The organism is Nonomuraea sp. NPDC051941, from assembly GCF_044593615.1.
Genome location: NZ_JBIUCF010000081.1, coordinates 23,040 through 43,125 on the forward strand (window position 1 = coordinate 23,040; position 20,086 = coordinate 43,125).

Annotated in this window: 18 protein-coding genes and 1 pseudogene; 9 read left to right on the forward strand and 10 right to left on the reverse strand. The window is 69.4% G+C overall.

Annotated features, from left to right (window positions below; all coding sequences use genetic code 11):
- Positions 1-147: 147 nt before the first annotated feature.
- Entirely contained in the window at positions 148-687 is a 540-nt protein-coding gene (locus ACIHFD_RS63430; RefSeq protein ID WP_397375208.1) for a DinB family protein, read from the forward strand.
- Positions 688-724: 37 nt separating this feature from the next.
- Positions 725-1,435: an alpha/beta fold hydrolase gene (locus tag ACIHFD_RS63435; protein WP_397375209.1), complete on the forward strand. Its 711-nt coding sequence runs from the start codon at positions 725-727 to the stop codon at positions 1,433-1,435.
- A gap of 59 nt (positions 1,436-1,494) precedes the next feature.
- On the opposite strand, the gene ACIHFD_RS63440 is transcribed toward ACIHFD_RS63435, so the two are convergent.
- From ACIHFD_RS63440 to ACIHFD_RS63460, 5 genes are all read right to left on the reverse strand, one after another.
- Positions 1,495-5,211, reverse strand: coding sequence for a helix-turn-helix domain-containing protein (locus tag ACIHFD_RS63440; protein WP_397375210.1), 3,717 nt, complete (start codon positions 5,209-5,211; stop codon positions 1,495-1,497).
- Between the two features lie 180 nt (positions 5,212-5,391).
- Entirely contained in the window at positions 5,392-5,559 is a 168-nt protein-coding gene (locus ACIHFD_RS63445) for a hypothetical protein (protein WP_397375211.1), read from the reverse strand.
- A 192-nt stretch (positions 5,560-5,751) separates the two neighbouring features.
- A complete protein-coding gene (locus ACIHFD_RS63450; RefSeq protein ID WP_397375212.1) occupies positions 5,752-7,350 on the reverse strand; it encodes a hypothetical protein in 1,599 nt (532 codons plus the stop codon).
- A gap of 189 nt (positions 7,351-7,539) precedes the next feature.
- Positions 7,540-8,292, reverse strand: a complete 753-nt coding sequence (locus ACIHFD_RS63455; RefSeq protein WP_397375213.1) for an AraC family transcriptional regulator — start codon at positions 8,290-8,292, stop codon at positions 7,540-7,542.
- Between the two features lie 46 nt (positions 8,293-8,338).
- Positions 8,339-8,641 (reverse strand): putative quinol monooxygenase, encoded by a 303-nt coding sequence (locus ACIHFD_RS63460; protein WP_397375214.1) that lies wholly within the window; start codon positions 8,639-8,641, stop codon positions 8,339-8,341.
- 327 nt (positions 8,642-8,968) lie between these two features.
- Between ACIHFD_RS63460 and ACIHFD_RS63465 the strand changes: the two genes are divergently transcribed.
- The 4 genes from ACIHFD_RS63465 (at position 8,969) to ACIHFD_RS63480 (ending at position 13,477) form a co-directional block, all read left to right on the forward strand.
- Positions 8,969-10,657 (forward strand): YncE family protein, encoded by a 1,689-nt coding sequence (locus ACIHFD_RS63465; RefSeq protein ID WP_397375215.1) that lies wholly within the window; start codon positions 8,969-8,971, stop codon positions 10,655-10,657.
- Between the two features lie 570 nt (positions 10,658-11,227).
- Positions 11,228-11,749, forward strand: a complete 522-nt coding sequence (locus ACIHFD_RS63470) for a hypothetical protein (RefSeq protein ID WP_397375216.1) — start codon at positions 11,228-11,230, stop codon at positions 11,747-11,749.
- A gap of 96 nt (positions 11,750-11,845) precedes the next feature.
- Complete coding sequence (locus tag ACIHFD_RS63475; RefSeq protein WP_397375217.1) at positions 11,846-12,361, forward strand: hypothetical protein; 516 nt, start codon at positions 11,846-11,848, stop codon at positions 12,359-12,361.
- A gap of 252 nt (positions 12,362-12,613) precedes the next feature.
- The gene (locus tag ACIHFD_RS63480) at positions 12,614-13,477 is read left to right on the forward strand and encodes an NBR1-Ig-like domain-containing protein (RefSeq protein ID WP_397375218.1); all 864 of its coding nucleotides are present in this window, start codon (positions 12,614-12,616) and stop codon (positions 13,475-13,477) included.
- A 308-nt stretch (positions 13,478-13,785) separates the two neighbouring features.
- Here the strand turns inward: ACIHFD_RS63480 and ACIHFD_RS63485 are convergent, their stop codons facing one another.
- A complete protein-coding gene (locus tag ACIHFD_RS63485) occupies positions 13,786-14,421 on the reverse strand; it encodes a hypothetical protein (protein WP_397375219.1) in 636 nt (211 codons plus the stop codon).
- Positions 14,422-14,593: 172 nt separating this feature from the next.
- Here ACIHFD_RS63485 and ACIHFD_RS63490 point away from each other — a divergent pair, with 172 nt between their 5' ends.
- The gene (locus ACIHFD_RS63490) at positions 14,594-14,905 is read left to right on the forward strand and encodes a DsbA family protein (protein ID WP_397375225.1); all 312 of its coding nucleotides are present in this window, start codon (positions 14,594-14,596) and stop codon (positions 14,903-14,905) included.
- 489 nt (positions 14,906-15,394) lie between these two features.
- Here ACIHFD_RS63490 and ACIHFD_RS63495 read toward each other — a convergent pair whose 3' ends face one another.
- The 3 genes and pseudogenes from ACIHFD_RS63495 to ACIHFD_RS63505 all read right to left on the reverse strand — a co-directional run bounded on the left by ACIHFD_RS63495 (position 15,395) and on the right by ACIHFD_RS63505 (position 17,209).
- Positions 15,395-15,817 carry a hypothetical protein gene (locus ACIHFD_RS63495; protein ID WP_355211232.1) on the reverse strand — a complete coding sequence of 141 codons (423 nt, stop codon included), beginning with the start codon at positions 15,815-15,817 and terminating at the stop codon, positions 15,395-15,397.
- A gap of 94 nt (positions 15,818-15,911) precedes the next feature.
- Positions 15,912-16,161: pseudogene (locus tag ACIHFD_RS63500) on the reverse strand (IS630 family transposase); the annotation flags it as partial.
- A 4-nt stretch (positions 16,162-16,165) separates the two neighbouring features.
- Positions 16,166-17,209: a hypothetical protein gene (locus ACIHFD_RS63505; RefSeq protein WP_397375220.1), complete on the reverse strand. Its 1,044-nt coding sequence runs from the start codon at positions 17,207-17,209 to the stop codon at positions 16,166-16,168.
- A 492-nt stretch (positions 17,210-17,701) separates the two neighbouring features.
- Here ACIHFD_RS63505 and ACIHFD_RS63510 point away from each other — a divergent pair, with 492 nt between their 5' ends.
- A complete protein-coding gene (locus tag ACIHFD_RS63510) occupies positions 17,702-19,066 on the forward strand; it encodes a GRAS family protein (protein ID WP_397375221.1) in 1,365 nt (454 codons plus the stop codon).
- 280 nt (positions 19,067-19,346) lie between these two features.
- Entirely contained in the window at positions 19,347-19,676 is a 330-nt protein-coding gene (locus ACIHFD_RS63515; RefSeq protein ID WP_397375222.1) for a hypothetical protein, read from the forward strand.
- Between the two features lie 100 nt (positions 19,677-19,776).
- Here the strand turns inward: ACIHFD_RS63515 and ACIHFD_RS63520 are convergent.
- The coding region (locus tag ACIHFD_RS63520) for a WD40 repeat domain-containing protein (protein WP_397375223.1) at positions 19,777-20,086 on the reverse strand (310 nt) is incomplete at its 5' end.

Here is a 20,086-nt window from a genome sequence, read left to right on the forward strand (position 1 = left end):
GCATCCCGTCTTCCTGCGCTGCACGACATCGCCCATTCCACCGTGGTCCACCACGAACGGCGCGGCTTTCCCCGCCACCGATTCGGCAAGGTCCCGGCAAGATTCGCCCTCCCGTGGCGGCGTGCCGAGCCTCTAGACTCACCGATCATGACTCAACTGGACGAGCAGGGCCGCCCGGAGCCCCCTTTCGCAGCCGACGAGACCGCGACCCTCCTGGGCTTCCTCGACTATCAGCGCGCGACCCTGGAGTGGAAGTGCTCAGGCCTGGACGCGGGCGGGCTGAAGGCGACCGTCGGCGTGTCGTCGATGACGTTGGGCGGGATGCTCAAGCACCTGGCCTACGTCGAGAGCTACTGGTTCAGCCGGGCGCTGCGCGACGGAGAGTGGCCGCCTCCGTGGGACACGGTGGACTGGAAGTCCGACGGCGACTGGGACTGGAGTTCGGCCGCCGACGACTCCCCCGAACAGCTCTTCGCGCTCTGGCAGGAGGCGGTGTCCCGCTCGCGGTCCGCGGTGGCGGAGGCGCTGGCCGACGGCGATCTCGGCCAGCCGGCCAAGCGCAGCTGGCCCGACGGCAAGACGCCCAGCCTGCGGTGGATCCTGTGCCACATGATCGAGGAGTACGCGCGGCACAACGGCCACGCGGACCTCATCCGGGAGTCGGTGGACGGGCTGACCGGGGAGTAATCGAATATTGTCGGTGAGCTGCTCTAACCTCGGGGCGATGGACATCATCCTGATTCCCGGCCTCTGGCTCGACGGCTCGTCCTGGGACGAGGTCGTCCCCGCGCTCGTGCGGGCCGGCCACCGCCCGCATGCGCTCACGCTGCCCGGCATGGAGTCGAAGGACGCCGACCGCTCCCAGATCACCCTGCGCGACCACGTCGACGCGGTCGTCAAGGTGATCGACTCCTTCGACCCCGCCGGCGGCAAGGTGGTGCTGGTCGGCCACTCCGGCGGGGGCGCCATCGCGCACGTCGCCACCGACGCGCGTCCCGACCGGGTGGCCCGGGTCGTCTACGTCGACAGCGTGCCTCCCGGCGAGGGCGGGCTCATCAACGACGAGCTCCCGGTCGAGAACGGCGAGATCCCGCTGCCCGACTGGGGGCTCTTCGAGGCGGAAGACCTCGTCGACCTCGACGACGAGCTGCGCGCGGCCTTCCGCGAGCGGGCGATCCCCTCGCCGGCTCGGGTCGCGAGCGACCGGGTGCGGCTGTCCGACGAGCGCCGCTACGAGGTGCCCGCCACCGTCATCGCCTGCGAGTTCTCGACCGCGACGATCCAGAAATGGATGGAGCAGTCGCTCGCGTTCACGCGGGAGCTCGCCCAGATCCGCCACGTCGACTACGTCGACCTGCCCACGGGCCACTGGCCGCAGTTCACCCGTCCGGAGGAGCTGGGCCGCGCGATCGCGACCAGCGTCGGCCCCGCCTGACGGCCCGGTCGTGGTGGCGCGGTCGTGACGTCGCGGTCCTGGTGCCCGGCGGGCGGGGGTCAGCCCGCCGGGGCGCGGCCGGTGGCGGCGTCCTTTGGGCAGGGCGGGTCGTAGGGCACGTCGGGCAGATACTGCCGCCACTCCGCCGGGGTGATCGGCGGAAAGGCCAGCGCGCAGATGCGCCGGGCGGCGGCGCCTGGGTCGACCGGCCACAGGCGGGCGGTCGAGTCGCCGGACACCGTGGCCAGGGTGGCGCCGTCCGGGCTGAAGACCGCCTTGTTGACCTGCCCGAGGTGGCCGGTCAGGGTGGCCAGCGCGGTCGCTCCGGCCGGGTCGGCGATGTCCCAGAGCATCGCGGTCCGGTCGTCACTGGCGGTGGCCAGCGTGCGGCCGTCGCGGCTGAAGGCCACCGACTGCACGCTGTCGGCGTGGCCCCGCAGGACGGCGATCGGCCGGTCGAGGGAGCGCACGTTCCAGAGCCGGGCCGTGCGGTCGCCGCTGCCGCTGGCCAGCAGCGTGCCCGTGCGGTCGAAGGCGAGGTAGTAGATCGTGCCGCCGTGGCCTGTGGCGACTCCGAGCGGGGCCAGGTCGGCGGTGCGCCACAGGCGGATGGTCCGGTCGCCGCCGCCGGTGGCCAGCAGCCGGCCGTCGGGGCTGAAGGCCACGGCGTTGACGGCGGCCTCGTGGCCCTTGGCGACGGCCCGGCGTACCGGATGCGCGGGGTCGGAGATGTCCCAGACGTACACGTCGAACTTCTCGCCCGCCACCACCAGGCTCCTGCCGTCGGGGCTGATGGCCGCGGCGAAGATGTTGCCGATGCCGGCCGCCGTCTCGGACAGGAGCCGGGGGCGGGCCGGGTCGGTGAGGTCCCACAGGCGTACCGAGCTGTCCAGGTCGGCACTGGCCAGGAGCGTGCCGTTGCGGGCGAAGGCGACGGCGGTGACGCCGTTGGCGTGCCCGGTGAGCGTGGCCAGCGGGCGGGGATCGGCCGACACGTCCCAGATCTTGATCACCGGATGGCCGGCCGTGGCGAGCAGGCGGCCGTCGGGGCTGTAGGCGAGCGCATAGACCGTGCCGCGGTGGCCGCCGAGCAGGGGCCGGCCCAGGTCCCACACGCGTACGGTGTCGTCGCGCCCGCCGGACGCGAGCACGCGGCTGTCGGGGCTGTAGCGGACGGTGTAGACGGTGTTCGAGTGCCCCATCATCACGATCGGGTCGGCGCGGAAATCGGTCAGGTCCCACAGCCGGATCGTGCGGTCGTAGCTGCCGGTGGCCAGGGAGCGGCCGTCCGGGCTGAAGTCGATGGCGACCACGCCGTTCTCGTGCCCGGAGAGCGTGGCCAGGGCCCTGCCGTGCCGGGGATCGCGCAGATCCCACAGCCGTACCGTGTTGTCGAAGCCGCCCGTGGCCAGGGTGTCGCCGTGGAAGGCGGCCGCCAGCACAGCCCCGGTGTGACCGCGCAGGTCGGGCAGGCGTTCGGGGTGGCGCGGGTCGCCGACGTCCCAGAGCATGACGTCGTTGGAGAAGGCGGTGACGACCAGCGTCCTGCCGTCCGGGCTGAAGGTGACGTCCGACAGCTCCTTGGGAGCACCTTTGAGCGTGCTCTGCAGGTACGGTTTGCTGGGATTCGTAACGTTCCATAACAGCGTGGTGGCGTCGTAGGAGGCGGTCGCCAGCATCGTCCCGTCGGGGCTGAAGGCCACCCCGATGATCCCCATGCTGTGCCCGCCCATCGTGGCCAGCGCCACGGGGTGCCGGGGGTCGCGCACGTCCCACAGGTCGGCCGTGTTGTCATTGCCGGCGGTGGCCACCAGCTCTCCACTCGGCGCGAACGCGGCCGCGGCGAGGCCCTTCGCGTCGCCCATCACCGACGACAGCGCGCCCGGCCGCAGCGGATCGGTCACGTCCCACATCCGCAGCGTGCCGTCGAGCGCCACCGTGGCCAGCCGCCTGCCGTCGGGGCTGTAGTTCACCGCGTAGACCGCGCCGGCGTGGGCGGTGAGCACGTTGGCGTACGGGTTGGCCGGCGTGCTGAGCACCGCGCCGCGTGACTCGGTGGTCGGCGTGAGCCGCTGGGCGGCCAAAGCGAGCTGCGCGGCCAGTGCCGGGTTGCCCGCCCGCAGCGCGACCGACTCGTTGGCGACCTTGCCGGACAGCGCCGCGTTGCGCTGGTCGCCGATGTCGCGCTGCCCGCGTACGGCGACCACGACCGCCACCGTGGTCAGCAGCAGCAGCGCCGCCAGCACGGCCACCAGCCGACGCAGCCGCCGGGTGCCGCGCCGCCGCGCCGCGGCCTCCGCCTCCTGGCGTTCGACGGACGCCGCCAGGAACCGCCTGGCCTGCGGTCCGGGAGCGGCGTGCGGTCCGGCGCCCTCGGCCCAGAGGCGGGCCACGGCCAGCCGCGAGCCGCGGTAGAGCGCGCCGGGGTCGTCCCCTTCCTTCGCCCACCGCGCCGCGGCCTCGGCCAGGTCGCGGCCGACGACCAGCCCCGCCCGGTCGCTCTCCAGCCAGCCGGCCAGCCGGGGCCAGGCGGTGAGCAGGGCCTCATGGCTGATCTGCACCTTGTCGAGGTCGACAGTGATCAGGCGCTCGGCCACGAAGCCGTCGAGCACGTCCTCCGCCTCGGCCGCCACGGCGGGGTCGTGGTCGGCGAGGACCTCGGCGATCGTCATGCTCCTGCGGGTGGCGGCGGTGCCGGACGCCACGTGGACGAGCGTCAGGAACAGCCTCCTGGCCAGCTCCTGGCGGTGCTCGCTCAGGCCCAGGTAGACCTTCTCCGCGCTGTCGGCCACGGCCCTGCCGATGCCGCCGACCTTGCGGTAGTCGGCGATGGTCAGCCGCCTGCCCTGGCTTTCGCGCCACATCGCGTAGAGAGCGTGGGAGACCAGCGGCAGCGTGCCGGCCTCGTGCGCCTCGCCGTCGGCGCCTGCCGGGGCGACCTCGCGCAGGAGCAGCTCGACCAGGCCGTTCTCGATCTCTATGCCGGCCTTGCGGGCGGGCTCGACGACGGCGGCGCGCAGTTCGTCCTCGCACATCGGGCCGACCACGAGCTGGCCGGAGCGCATCGCCGCGAGCAGCTCGGGGTGGCGCATGGCCTGGCCGTAGAAGTCGGCGCGCAGGCCGGCCACGACCACCGCCCGCTCCGCCGCCTCGCTCAGCGCCGCGACGAACCTCGTACGCTCGTCCTGATCCTCGCAGACCGTGAAGACCTCCTCGAACTGGTCCACGATCAGCACCTCACCCCGCTGCCGCGCCAGCGCGGTCATCGGGTGCGGCCCCGGCGTGAACACGGCGGCGCTCCGGCCCAGCGCGGGGACCACCCCCGCGCGCAGCAGCGAGGACTTGCCCGAGCCCGAGGCGCCCACCACGAGCCGGAGGCCCGGCTCGGTCAGGCGGGCGACGAGCTGCCCGGTCAGGGCCGTACGGCCGAAGAACCACTCGGCGTGCTCGGTCTCGAAAGCCGCCAGCCCCCGGTACGGCTCCGGCCCCGCCGGCCGCCGGCCGGGCGCGCGGCGTACCCGGTGCCAGGCGTTGAGCCACTCTTCCACGGCCGCGTCGTCGCTCACCCCGCACACCCGCAGGACCTCGACCAGCAGGTCGCGCGAGGAGAGGGAGGGCAGGCCGCGCCCGGCGAACCAGTCGCCCAGCGTACTGGAGGCGATGTCGGCCCCCACCTTGGCCGCCACCTGGCGCACCGACACCCCGGCCGATTCGCGCAGCCGGGTCAGCGCCTGGCCGAACTCCTCGCGGGTCGTGATGAGTGCCTGCTCCTGCACGAGCGCCTCCTCAGGCCCGGCTCGCCGTCATGGTAACGGGCTGCATACGGACTTGTACGGATAATCGCGGACCACTCCCCCGGCGCTGGTCGAAGGCGCTGACGTTGATCGACGTACTCGCCCGCTGCTCCCTCCCGAGCGGGACAGCTTCGTGCTCTGCCACATCGGTGCGGACCACGACTACGCATTGCGGCTGGTCCTGCAGCTTCGCGGCGCGGGCCTGCCGGCGTGGTGGCTGGGCAGCCAGGAGACGCGCGGCCTGCTGCCCGCCCCGCCGGCCAGCCCGCCCGTGCGCGCGCTGCGGCTGCCGGCCGCCTCCTCGCCGGCCAGGCCGGACGGCCTGCTCAAGACCGGCGACCACCGGCACGCCGGCCTGCTGACGACGTTGACCCTGCTGGAGGCGGCCGACCGGCTGGAGGAGTGCCGGCCGGCCGAGCGCGACGGCGCGGCATCCCATGACCGATGCCCTAGACGACAATCTCACACTATGCGAATATGTGTTCGATTAACGAAGATCGTCAGCGCTTGCGTTTTAAGGGATCATGCGGTGGCCTTCTTGGGTACGGGGTGGCGCCGAGCTGGGGTGCTGGTGTGGCCTTTGGGACGGCCTGGACCGGCCTTGGAGGATTTCGGTGGCCTGGCTGGAGTTCCCAGGATGGGCAATAGTCGGGCGAAATCGCGGCGGACCCGGCCGGGCGATAGGCGGCGTCGTCGTCGTTCCCAAGCGTAGTGTTGATCTTGGGCGAGGTGCCGGGCGAGGCCGAGTTGGGTGTAGGCGGTCAGCAGGATCCAGGTCCAGCGTTCCGCCTGGGCGGGATGGCGCAGGGCGGGGGCGACCCAGCCCAGCACGCTTTTGAGGAACTTGATGAAGTGCTCGATGTCGAAGCGGCGTAGGTAAGATCGCCAGCATCGTTCCAGGTCGGGCTCGCCATCTCCGGACCAGAACAACCACATCGGCTTGGGCGTGGGCCGTCGCCCGCCAGGCAGTCGCTCCACCTGGACGCGGATGAGGGTGCCGGTCAGGATCGGCGCCTCGGCTCGGTCGGCGAAATAATCCTTGCCCGCCAGTTTGGGGTGGAGACCTGCCCAGACGTGAACGCTAACCTGCCCGTACTGGTCATCATGTGTCTCCAGGCGCCGGCCGGGTTCGCCCCAGGTGCCGGGGCGGGCGCAGGAGAGCTCGCTGCCGTGCCGCCGGGGCCGGCCCGGTCTGCCGCCGTTGCCCGCTGGACGAGGCGGTGGATCACGGTAGAGCATCCGGTCGTTGCGGACGCGCACGAGCAGTTCGAGGTCGTGGTTGCCCTCCACGATGTGCACCCCGCACAGTTGATGGTGCGCGCCCGCGGGCAAGGTGGCGCAGTGCGCCTCATGCTCGCCGGTGACATCGGCCTCGCCGTGCAGTTCGTCGGCCAAGACCGCCAGGTCGTATCCGGCGTCGAAGACGAACAGCTTGCGGGCGCCTTCCCCGCGCTCGCGCAGCCGTGTGGCCATACCGCGCACCTGGTCGAGCGCGGCCAGGGTCTGGGCCGGGCCGCCGGCGGCCACGCGCACCACATCCATCGGCGCCACCCACGAGTCGTGATCGAGGTTGAGCTGGGTCAGGTGCTGCCAGGCCCAGCCCGGCACTGCGCCATCCACGCCGCCCGGCCCCGACAGGTGATGCCATTCACGCTCCGGGCTGGTGGCGGCATACGGGCGCGGATGGGTGCTCGCGTCGATGGCGAACGTCAACGGCCAGTCGGCGAACCGATATGTGACCAGCAGGTCTCGTACCTTCTCGGCGGTGACCACACCGTCGGCCAGTGCCCCGTACAGGCTGCCCCAGCCACGGCGAAACACTGGCTCCAGGCTCAGGTAGGGCAACGTGGTGATGGCCGGCGCGGACAACGCCGCGTCGGTGAGCTCGAACAACGCGTCGGCTCGCGCGCCCAGGCAGGCATACCAGCCGGCCCGGAAGTCGCGTAGCGCTTCCTCTCTGGCAGGCGAACTCGTCCCTGCCAGGACTCCCGCTGCACGCAGGACACCTGTCATGCTGGGCTCCACGGCCGTTGTAGATCTTGGTTCTTCGCAGAAATGAAGATCCATGACGGCCGTTCCCGTGCCCAGCGGCTCCGCCGCGTGCCGCTCGAACGTGATCAAACAGTGACGGGCGCGCCATGGATGCTCCGCCGTCCCGCCCGGTCTCGATTACGCCGAGACCTATCTTGATCACCAATGGTGATCGTAGAGAGCGACTCTCAACCGCTGTCGATCACGAGGTCGTAAAGCGCAAGGGCTGATCGCCGATTGCGTCTTATTCGGGCGTGGGAGGCACGAGCCCACCCCTGGTCAGGGCCGGAAGCTGGCTCGGTACTCCGTGGGCGTGCGGGCGGTCAGCTGTCGGAACGCGGCGTTGAACGCCGACAGTGAGGTGTAGCCGACCGTGAATGCGATCTTGGTGATCGGAGTGTCGCCCGCAGCCAGTTCTTCGATCGCACGCAGCACCCTCATCCGGCGCAGGACTGCCCGCCACGTCATGCCGGTCTCATCCTCGAAGCGCCGCGCCAGCGACCGTGGCGCCAGGCCCACCTCCTCTGCCACGTCCTCGAAGCGGATCTCGCCGCCGAGCCGTTGCTCGGTCAGCTGCAGGGCTCGGCGTAGCTCCGGTGACCGCCCCGCCGGCACGACGACTGGACTCGGCCGCTCGGCGAGTCGCCAGCTCACTGCGGCGAGCGCGGTGAACAGCGTCTCGGCGTACGCCGTAAGAGGTTCGTCACTCTCGCCCCAGGTGCCGCACTCGTTGACCAGTGCGCGTGCCAGAGGGCTGAGGTCGAATACGGTCAACGGTGCTGGCGGGGCCGGGGTGAACCCGGTGTCGAACAGCACCGACGCGGTCGTGACCGGCTGCGGAATGCTCACTTGTATCGCCTGGCCCGCCTCGATCAGGGCGGCTCGTGCTGGCGGCAGCAGCCACGCCTGGCCCTGCGCCTCGAGCCGGAGGGCACCGGCCGAGGCGCAGAGCAGGTAGTGGCGGTCCACCTTGAGCGCGCGAACGGGCTCCTGCGGGAACGTGCGGATGAAGCTGTACGCCTTCCGGGTCATCCGCAGCCTCGCATGAACCAATCGTAGGGAGTCGCCATGACACCGATCAGGCGACGGTCTCCAGCAACTCCGCGCGAAAGCGTCGGCTCACCGGCGACCCGACCATCATCGGCCGAAGCACCTCGTCAGAGCGTGCGAAGGAGTCCGACTTCAGGTAGCCGACAAACGACTCCTCGTCGTCCCACTCGTGGATCACGGTTACCCAGGTCTCGTCCTCCCGGGAGGCGTACGCCCGAAAGGCAACGTTACCTGGCATCGCGCGCACCTCGTCGCGTACGCTGTCGAGCTGGGCCAGGGCAGCCGCACGGTCGGTCGTGGCGGTATTGAAGTCGACAATGGCAATGATCACGAGGACCTCCTGGATCGGGGCAGTTACTGCCGCTCGGGGATGTCCCGATCCTCACACCGACACGGTTCGGTCAGCTTCCGCGAGCCGGACGCGTTCACGCTTCCAACGGACACACCCACTCGCAACATCCAGGCCCTCGGCGGCCTGCTTGCCGGGTACACGGCGACGCTGACGACGGATCCCATCGCACGCTCTGGCGAGGTGCTTCGGCCGACGAACCCCAGCCGCTGTCGATCACGAGGTCGTTAAATCACAAGCAGCGGGAGCGGGCCCCGTAGTCATGCCGGGGTGCTCGACTCTCCCCTTCTCCTCCAGAACGGAGTGCCTGTGCGCCCATCAACCTCTGCGCGTGCTCCCCTGTCCCGCCGATTAGTCGCCTGGGCCGGGACCCTGCTCCTGACGGCGGCCCTGCTCGTCACTCAGGCGCCCGTCGCCGCGACCGCCGCGACCGCCGCGACGGTCACCGACCTCGGCGTCGCCGGGAAGGGCGGAGACGTGGTCGCGCGCAGCGGCAAGGTCTTCGTCGCCGCCGGCGACCAGATCGTGGTCACGTCCATCGACGGCAAGGTCATCAACACGATCCCCGGCCTGTCCGGTGCTGTCGCCCTGGCCTCGCCGGAGACCGGCAGGAAGGTGTACGCGGCGCTGCGCGATTCGCATGAAGTGATCGAGATCGACACCACCACGCTCGCCATCACCAAGCGCATCGACCTCACCGCGTACCCGTGCCCGTCGAGCCTGGCGCAGTCGTACGATCGGCTGTGGATCGGATTCGGTTGCGGTGAAGCGGGAGGGGGAGGCGTTCTCGGCCTCATTCCGGCGGCGGCAACACCCACCCCCGTCCGGGTCGGGCCGGCCACGACCCAGGCTCCGCTCGTCGCCGTCGCCGGGAGCACGCTGGTGGCCGGGGAACCGGGAGTCAGCCCCGCCACAGTCAAGGTGTACGACATCAGCACCACGCCTGCCACTTCGCGCGGCGAGATCCGCGACGAGAACGGGCTGCCGGCCCTGCGGGATCTCGCACTCGCCGAGTACGGGTCGGCGGCGCTGTCGGCGTTGGACGACACCCGCCAGTTCGACGCCTGGGACACGACAGCCCTGACGCAGGGCCGCGCCTACGACAGCAGCGGATTCGGCGAGCACGGTCTCCCCACCGCTGTCGCGGCCAGCCCGAACGGCGCCTACGTCGTGGGCGGCTGGAACTCTTCCGCGGGCGACGCGGCGGAGCTCGTGGTGTACGACGCGACCAACGCGGAGGTCATCTACACAGCCGCCCACCAGGGGAAGGCTGTAGTGGCGGGCAGCATCGAGTTCTACGGCACGCTCACCTTCGCGGTTCTGAAAGAGCCCGGCACCGGGCGGATGCACCTCTGGCGGCTGCCACCCTCGCCCTACCACTCCTCCACGCTGACCTTGACGGCTCCCTCCAAGGTGACCGCGCTCAAGCAGTCGACCCTCAGCGGACGACTCACGCTGAGCAGCGGACTGCCGCCCGGCGTACAGACGCTCGAACTGTACCGCTGGCTCCCCGACGGCACCTCCAGGCCGTTCCAGGAGATCACCACGGCGGCGGACGGGACCTACCAATTCACCGACGCCCCGCCGTCCATCGGGGCGTTCAAGTATCAGGTGTACTGGCCGGGCAACTCATGGTTCCGGGGTAGCGGCTCCTCGGTGACCGTCACGGTGGCCTTGTACGAGCCGACGCTCACCGTGACCGGACCGGCGACGGGCAGCGTCGGCGAGCGACTCGAATTCAGCGGCACCTTCGGCGCCGACGGCATCACCTTCCCGCGGACGATCGTCACCGTCTTGCGCAAGGTCGTCAGCCCGGATGGCACCGTCACCTCGAAGGGCCTGGCGAAGTTGGCCCCCGCCGCCGACGGGTCGTTCAGCTTCTCCGATACGCCGACCACGGCCGGCGAACACACGTACACCGTCAACTTGCTCGGCAACTCGACCATCGAGTCAGCGAGCACCACCCACGTGGTCACCGTCCTCCAGCCGCACGCGTAGCATCCCGACGCCCGGGCGACGGCGACCCGACTCGCCGTCACCCGGGCCGCCTCATCCGGCTGACCGTCGACCCGCCGCTCGATGCCGGGGCTTACACGCCAGACGCAGGCTCGCCGTTCCGCATGAGGACGTCAACGGCGTCATCGCCGCCCCGCCCCGATCCGGGCGGCCCGCAGCGGTTGGTGTCCACTGTCTGCGATCGATTCCGGCGACAACCGATGCCTTGCCGTCCTGCGAATTGTTGGAGTGCTGCAATTGCTGCGACAGTCCGAGGCGGGCTCGATGTGGGCACTGATCGAAAGATTCCGCTGGTCCGTTGAATCCCCGTCGCAAGTTCCTGACCTGCGGATTCGATTGTCCTAATAGCTCTGGACAATGTTTGGATGATTGGACGGGGCAGATCGCTTGCCGGTGCCGGGCATTGGCGGTCAGAGTGGTGCCGTTCCCGGCGACAGTGTTCGGCATCGACGCCATTGGCAGGTGTTCGGATATTCCGCTGAATCTCTGTGCGCGGTTGATCGGGGACTCCCGAGTCGGAAAGTGCAGAGGATTTCTTTGAAAGGAGATCCGATGATCGGACGAAAAGGGATTACAGGAGCGGCTCTCGTCATCGGGCTGACGGCCGGGCTCATGGCGGGGTCGTCCGCGTCGGCGCAGGCGGGGCTGGGCGTCACCGCCGCCTCGGGCAGCTCGGCTGTCCTGGCGCCGGGCTGGTCGGCGAAGTCCTACCTGGGGATCGGGTACCACGACCGCTGCAAGGGCTGGCAGCGGATAAAGACCCCGTACAGGACCGGCGCCTACATCACGACCAGCAGGCAGGTCCACTGCGAGAAGGGCGAGTGGGGCCGCCGGGCCGTGGTCAAGACGAGCGTCCAGCAGTATCGCGGGCTCGGTTTCTGGCGGACGAAGGCCACCTCGGAGGTGAAGAAGGGAAGGGCGGCGTTCACCGTGACGACGACCCCTTCGTGGAAGTGCTCCGGCGGCAGTCAGCTCTACCGCAACCAGACGAAGGTGCACCTCTACTCTGTCCTGCGCGGCAGCGAAGTGGCCACCCTGTACAAGCGGTCGCAGGAGCGCCGGATCCGGTGTTGATCCCGAGCTGGGACGGGGACGTAGCTCGGCCGGACTTCGGCCCTTGGCGCTCACGCGAGCGCCAAGGGCGTTTTCTTCCGAAGGAGTGAGCGGCGGATGAGATCGCGTGAGAGAAGGCATGTCGCGGGGTGGCGCGTGATCGTCGGCGGGGTCGTGCCGGCCCTTGCCATCGTGCTGTGGGCGACGGTCTCGGTGGCGGAGGAGGAACCGTACGAGGACGTCAAAAGGCAATACATCGCCGCCGTGGACGCGGTGTGTGAGGAAGCGTCCCGGCAGCCGGATCTCCGCGAGGAGCCACCTGCCAACCTGCGCGAGGAGGTGGACGAGCTGCGCCGCGCGTCGGAGTCGATGACCGGCACCATCGCCGCGATAGAAGCGATCGCGCCGCCCGATGGTGACGTCCCGCAGGTGCGGAACAGGTTCTTCGTGCCCGCCAGGGCGCTGGCCGCGAGCCTGCGCGAGCTCAGCGGACGCGCGGAGGCGGCGATGCGCGCGGGCAGGGAGGGCGAGGCGAAGAAGGCGGTGGAACAGTCCTTGGAACCGGACGAGAACGAGAAGGCATTGCGATCCTTCGCGGCGGGGTACGGCTTCCGAGCATGCGCGGGTGAATGACCAGGGCGTCCGGGCAACCCGCAGAATTCCGGACTTATTCGGACAATTCAGGTAATCTCATTTGCTCTCAGGCGTCACAGGCCATGCCGGGTCGTCGGCACGGCCGGATGACGGCGCCGGATAGGGCAGGTGAAGATGCCGGAATTACCGGGGACGTCAGGCTCGCAGGAAGACGAGCCTGACCCGCAGTGGACGGGCAGAGGAGCTCGGCCCGGGCGAAAGCCGGTCCGGCCAGAACCGGCCGCGGGCCCGGTGGCCGCCCTCGCGTACCGCCTGTGGGAGCTCAAGGCGGAGGCGGGCGACCCGTCCTTCGCGGAGATGTCGACCCGTATGGGCGCGGCGGCCTCGAAGTCCTCGCTGGCAGCCGCCGCCCGGGGGCAGGTCCTGCCGACCTGGGAGACGACGTGGGAGTTCGTCCGGGTCCTCGCCGTCGACCGGTTGAGGCAGGACGCCGAGGAGGCCAGGCGCGAGTGGCGAGCCCACTGGGAGCGGGCCGCGAGCGCCGCCGCACGTAGCGAGACCACCGAGGGCCGTACGGGTCACGACGAGACCCGCGCCGGACCCGCCGAGGCCCGTGCCGGGCACATCGAGACAGAGGTCCGTATGGCGGAGCATCCCGAACGCCGAACCCGACCTCCCCTTGCCAGGAGGCCGGCCATGATCGCGGCGGTCGCGACCGCCGCTGCCGCCGCCGGTGCCGCCCTCTTCACCTGGTTCGCCCCGCTCTCCGGAAAGAACGAGCCCACCGCGCCGAACACCTCGGCACGGGCCACCTCCCCCTACGACGATTCCGCCTTCGAACAGGACGTCACCCATCCGGACGGCACGATGGTGAAAACGGGGACGGAGTTCACGAAGATCTGGCGGATCAGGAACACCGGCACCATCCCGTGGCGGGGACGCTATCTCACCCGGCTGAACGACACCCCGTGCCGCGCCCCCAAACGGGTCGAGATACGCCCGGTCCGACCGGGCGAGCCCGTCGACATCGCGGTACGCGTCCGCGCATCGGACTCCCCCGGCAGATGCAAGATCTACTGGAAGATGACCGACGAGGCCGGGACCCAGTTGCTGTCCGCCAAGAAGCCGATCTTCCTGGACGTGGTCGTCGGCTGATCAGCTCTCGAAGCGTGTCTTGGAGCCTGCTGACGATGGCTCAAGTCCAGTTCGCTTCCTCTCCAGGCCCGCCAGGGCTGAGCGGCCGGCAGTTGCAGGACCTTGCCGCGCCGGTCGGGGCTGGTCAGGACCGGTAGCGGTGGCGGGTCGATCCAGCGGCCCTGGGGTGGCCGGCCTGCCAGTTCGCGCGTGAGGCGGCAGGTCATCCGGTGCACGGTGACCCACCAGATCATGGCCTCGTGGTGTCCGGGCTTGCGTTCATGGATGCGCACGCACGATCTTGCACCGACGCTGCGGGTGCCGATTATTCAACCGGCCAGGTCAGGCGGCATCCTGAGAGCACGGTGCGGCCGGTGCTCGCCGTAGAAGGTCCGCAGCACGTGAAGGAGAGGGCGCTCGTTCCAGATCAAGGTCCGGTCCAGCAGGGACCTGGCTGTGGTGCCCACATCCTGCAGGTCCATGACAAGGTATGGCCGAGTGACGCCGAGGAGACGGACACGGCGGGTGGCATGCTCGATGACCGCCAGAACGTACGGGCGAGCGCCGGTGAGAGTACGGACCTCGAAGAAGTCGCACGCCGGCAAGACATCTGTCTGGCTGCGCAGGAACGCGGCCCAGGTCGTAGCGGTCCGCTCGGGAGTCGGGTCGATGCCGTGCGCTTTGAGGATCTCCCAGACCGTAGAGGTGGCGACCTTGATACCGAGCGCGCCCGGCTCACCGTGAATGCGACGAGCCGTTCTCCGGTGCCGGCCGCAACACCAGCAATCGGATGGACCGGACGGTACGCGGACGTCCGCGCCGGCGAGGCGAACTGGCTCCGGCGTGACGGCGCCGCAGCAGATCGCGGTGCCGGCGCAGGACGGTGTCCGGGCGGACCAGCAGCACAAGGCGCCGAAGCTTGTCCTTCGGCAGGCGGTGAAGCAGCCCAGCAAGGAGCCGATCAACTCGCATGAATACGGGCTTGGCCACCTGCCGCTGCAGCACCATCGTGAGGTAGGCCAAGCGCAGTAACACGATCGGCCATCATGCCGTGCGGGCGCCCAGCGGGAGCACAAGAAAGCGCATCACCTCCACGACCTGTACGGATGAATATTCGGCACCCGCAACGTTCTGGAGCTGCTGCCGCACGCGTACCGCACCGAAGGGCACAACGTGGCCGACGCACAGGTCCTGCAGCACCCCGGCGGCGAGACCGGGCTGAACACCAGGGACGTACGCACTGTCCTGAACGGCGACGACTACGCCGACGAGGTCCACGCCGACCGGCGCCGCACGGCCGAACACGGCGTCACCGGCGTGCCCAGCCTGGTGATCGACGGCCGCCCGCCGGTCTCCGGAGTCCTGCCCGTCGCCGATCTCCAAGCGCTCCTGCGGTACGACCCGACCGGCTCACACGGCGTCCCGATCAAGCCTGACCGGCCAGGCTGACGGACGATCCGGTCACGCCCATCGCACCATCCCTTTTCTGAAGGAATCGGTGACCGTCTGGCCTGGTCGACGCCGGAGCCTTTCACCACGTCGGCCGCCGCAGCCGGCGCCACCTCGCGCATCCGGCTCCTGACCAGCGTGCTTCCCGCGCCCCAACCATGCCCTGTTCGCCAAGGCCTTCACCACCCTGGACCAGCTCGCCGGGCCCGGCTGCCTGCGGCTGGGGCTCGCCCCGCCTCGTGGCACTCGGTGATGTACGCGCAATACGGCATCTCCACCGCCTACACCGAACCAGAACAGCTCACCGCCGCGATCGCCACCTTGACCAGATCGGCTGTGACGAACTGATCTTCATGAGCAACGATCCCGACCCCGCCTGGCGGACGCCACCGGCGTTGCTCGTCTGGCCCAGGCGCAAGGCCCGCCACGCGGGGGTTCCACCGATCCAGGTCTTCCTCGATCCCTCCGCTGGGGCTTTCGCGGGGAAGGTCAGGAGCCGACGTTCCAGTAGGTGCAGTGCCAGGAGCCGCGCGTCTTGACGCAGGCGCGGAAGCTCCGGTAGCCGCCCGGGTCGTCGATGGCCCACGTCTGGGCGCCGGTGCGGCCGCGGTGGACCGTGCCGTGGCAGGCGTGGTAGGTGCGGCCCTTGGTGTCGGACCAGTCGAGCGAGACCTTGTCGCCCGGGCGCAGGCCGTAGCCCTTGACGAAGTAGATGTCGCGTCCGCCGTAGGCGTTGGCCTTCATGAAGAGCCTGACGTTGTAGCCGCTGACGCGGTCGACCTGCCGACCGGAGCGCGGGGTGTCGATGTGAGGTCCGCAGGAGTAGTTGATCGGGCCCGCCGCTGCCTGGGCGGGTACGCTCGCCACCGCCAGGCCACCCGCCAGCACCGCAGCCCCCACCAACACCTTCATCGTAGAGATCATGGTGTCCCTCCCCTGATCCGAAGTTGATGATCGAAAGGTAGGGGAGCGCGTGTTGAGGAACCGTTGAGATCTTGCTCAGTCGCGGCCGACCCTGGCCTACTGCCGATGCCCTTTCGCTGCGGATGCGGATGCGGGCGCGTTCGCGGCGTTGGGCGGCCAGCACGTCGGGATGGCGAGCGTGGGTGTCGCGCCAGGCCAAGTAGGCGTGCAGAGCTCGGGTCTGGATGGTGGGAGTTGGCCAGGGTGAGCTGACTCAACGGTCCGAAATGTGCCTCGATCGGGTTGGCCCAGGAGGCGCAGGTCGGCGTGAACAGCAGTCGGATCTTGTGCTGGGCGTCATCCCCGTTTCGGCCCGTGGACGTGATCGGGGGCGCCCGGGAGCGGCGCCCCCTGTCCGGTGCTGACCCGATCGTGGATGAAGGGCAGGTAGGCCCCCAAGAACGCACCGTGTTCCAGCAGTTCTCCGAGTTGTCCCGGTTCGAATTCCGCCGAAACGAGCGGGACCTCACGGTTCAGGGCGCGGGGGCCGATGAGCACCAAGATCCTTCCACGGGTGCCCGCTGCCGGCAGAGCTTCAGCCCAAGCCGTAGGGAGATCGAGCGCTCCCAGGTAGAGGTGGCCGGGCGGCTCATCTTCCTCGAACGGTTCGGCGACCCGTATGGCCACCCAGTTCGGAACGAGGCTGCTCTGATACCCCTGCACGAGCCGCACCGACCAGCCAGGTTTGACGGTTGCCTCCGTGAAGCGTTCGCCGAATCCGGCGGGGAGCCAGAAAACTCGCTCCAGCTCCGACAGCCACGGTGCCGTACCACGACCGCGATCCTCGGTCACCTCGACGGTGATGAACAGGGCCGGTTCTGGGGCGCCTTGCGGGTCGAGGCCGAAATCGGGCGGCAGCATGACCGGCCGGGGAGTGATGGCGAACGTGCCTTCCGACAGAGACTGGTCGCGCAGACACATCGTTGTATGAGCAGGCGCGCGCGAGATGTCTCTCTGGTTCACCCAGAGCAGCTGGGACGGCGCGCAGCGGGCGTGGTTGCGTCGGAGCTCGAGCAGCTTGGTCGCTGGGCTGAGGTCGGGGTCGTAGCTGGTGACGACGATTTGTACGGTGATGTCCTCGGCGCTGACGTCACCAGGGTCCCCGCACGTGTAGCACTCGGATACCCCATTGCGCAGAGAAGCGAGCAAGAACTCCTTGTCCTCGGCCTCCTCGTGCGGGATACCCCGCCGCCCCTCCCCGGCGAGGAATCGATCCACGTCATCGGCGAAGATGTAGCGTCGGCCATCACGAATGGCGGCGAGGGCCTCCTGGTACTTCTCGCCCGTACGCTTGACACGGTCCCGGACCTCGCGGCCGAGATCTCGGTTGTCGTGCGGCATGTCTCATTCCAGTCCGGCGGCTGGCCGTCCACGCCTGGCCCCGCCTGGTTGAGATCCGCAGACGCGCGTCGGCGCCAAACTCAAGGGACGGAGATAATCGCTCGTCGTCATCGCCACTACCCCGGGGTGGTATGTCGCCCCCGCGTGGAGGGGCAGCCCAGAGTCCCCGCGTACCGGGGGCTGGAGCGCCAGCACCTGCACCCTACACCAGCGGCGAGCGCTCAGAGAGCGGCCTCGCCAGGGTCATGAAGCGTACCCGGCCTGACAGGCGATTTGGATCGCGATCACTCCTGTTCCACCAGCCGCGCCACGGATGACGACTCGACGAACTGGTGCTCTTCGACCTTTCCGGTCCGGCCTCCACCGAGATCGCTTTCCATCATGGCGTCCTGTTGGTCCACAACACGGATCCCCCGGATAACACTCTCTATCCCCGGAAATCCGCTCAGATTCTCTTGATGTGGACCATCCGTCGGCTAAATCCGCGACTGCGTGCCCGAACTCGGCGCCGCGGTGGAGCAATTCCTGACCACGATCGACAAGGCCGACACCAAGAAGGCGTACACGATCGCGCTGCGCGCTCTCGCCCCCGAGCTCTGTGCGCGGGTCCCGCTGACGGGCCTGGAGGGCGGGACCGGTACCCGGCAGCCACACCGACGTCGTCGCGCGGGCGCGTCCTCGTCCATTCCTGACCGCCAAGCGCATCCCAAGTTGATGACAAGAGCATCGCGGCATCCTCGATCATTACCGACGTCGAAGGAAGGCTTGAACATGAATTCCCATGCATTCGACCTGCTGTGCCGTGCCGTGGAAGAGACGGACGCGGGCCGCGCCGACATGGCGGGGCGCTGGCTGGAAAAGCTCCGCAGTGTGATCAACCCCGAGAAAGCAGGCGGCGACGACTTCCTCTATCTGCTCTATCACGACGCTCTGGCCGCCCGGCATGGAACGTGCCAAGACGAGCGGGACAATCTCTATCTCCGCAGCTTCGAGCTTCCGCAGATCCAGCTGTTCGACCTGGTGGCCGCACACCTGCCGATCGTGAATCTGGCAGGTCGCATTGGCGGCGCGCTCCTCGCCGGACACCTCGCCGGTCAGGACGAGGCCACCATGCTGTCGGTGGGGATCGGCTCAGGCGGCCAGGAGGCGGCGGTGCTGCGGACGCTCGCGAACCGCGATCAGGCCCCCGGACGGCTGACGGTCATCGGGGTGGACCCCGCGGCGGCCAGCCTCCGCCAGGCCGAACAAGCCATCCGCGACACCGGTGTCACGCTGGACTTCCACGGAGTGCCCCGACTCGCCGAACACATGACCGGCGAGGACTGGGACCTGGTACGCCGTGCGCCACGTCCGCTGGTCATGAACGCCGCGTTCGCGCTGCACCACCTCCGAGACAGTACGTCCGGCGTGGACGAGCGGAACACGTTCTTCGAAAGCCTGCGCGCGGCCGAACCGGACGTCGTGGTGCTGTGCGAGCCGGACTCCGACCATCATCGGGTGGCGCTCCCCGAGCGTTTCCACAACTCGTGGGAGCACTTCCACGCCGTCTTCCGGCTTATAGACGCGCTGGAGGTGACGGCCGCCGACCGCAACGCGATGAAGCTGTTCTTCCGCCGCGAGGTGGCCGACATCGTCGGCACAGCCGACGACAAGGAGCGCTACGAACGTCACGAGCCGACCGCCACCTGGCTCGCCCGGCTGCGTGAGGCCGGGTTCCACCCGATGCCGGTGCCCCCGTCTGCGGTGCCGGAAGCCGCTACTCCCGCCGCCATCCGTCAGGATCCGGACAGCGTGCGCATCGGATTCGAGGGCGAGTCACTCGTCGCCGTCCTGTACGCGGTGCCCGCGCGGAAGTAGCCGGCGACCTCGCGGGAATCCGGGCGGCCAACACCGCATCACGGCCGCCCAGGAACTCATCAGCGAGGCGCACACCGACCACCCCGGACTCGATCTCAGCCCCGACACCGTCTACCTGCCCCAGCGCCGACGCCACGAATGCCACGGCCGAGGGCGCGCTGTCCGGCGTCGAACCACTGGTCAACGAGTGGTTCCACCTGGCCGGGGTGTGCGGCCCAGTCTAGGAAGCTCGACGGATTCTCAACATATCCTCAACACCTGTAGGCCTACTTTTCCGGACATGAGATCCGTAGGAAAGATCGCCACACTGGCCATGGCGGCCGCGCTCACCTCCGGCGTGCCGGCCTCCTCAGCGCACGCCACCAGCGCCACCGAGGTCACCACCCAGGCCTCGGCCGCTCTCTGGCCCTGCATCGTCCAGGCGAAGTGGGCGGTCAAAGTGCACAAGCGCGAGAGCCTCAGCTCCGGCTACCGGGTGGCCAAGAAGGGCACCAAGTTCCACGGCTATTGCTGGGACAACAAGCCCACCTGGAAGTGGACCGAAGTCTGGAACCTGAACGGCGGGGGACACGGGTACGTCTGGCACACCGGGCTCAAGATGGTCCGCTAGGCCGAATCGCGTAGAGCAGCGATCGCGGGAGCCGACGAACCGGTGCATACCGATCCACCATAGGCGTGTCCGGCTCCGGTATTCCCCGAGGCCCTACTGGCTAGGGGCACATCGTGAACGGTTCGATGCCAGGCAGGTGGCGGGACCATTCACCGGCGGTGAGCGTACGACCGGCGCGCGCGCACAAGGTCGCGGCCACGTGCCGCTCGTCCACGTCGAACACACGGATCGTGCCGTCGGGGGCGGCGGTGTGGAGTTTCGTGCCATCCGCAGAGAATGCCACCCACCCGCTGTGGGCGCTGTCCGCCGCCTGCCTGCCGTCGAAGACGAGGCCCAGCGGTCGCCGGCTCGGCACGTCCCACAGACGTACGCGCGAGCCCTGCTCGTACGTCGCGATCGTGCGCCCATCA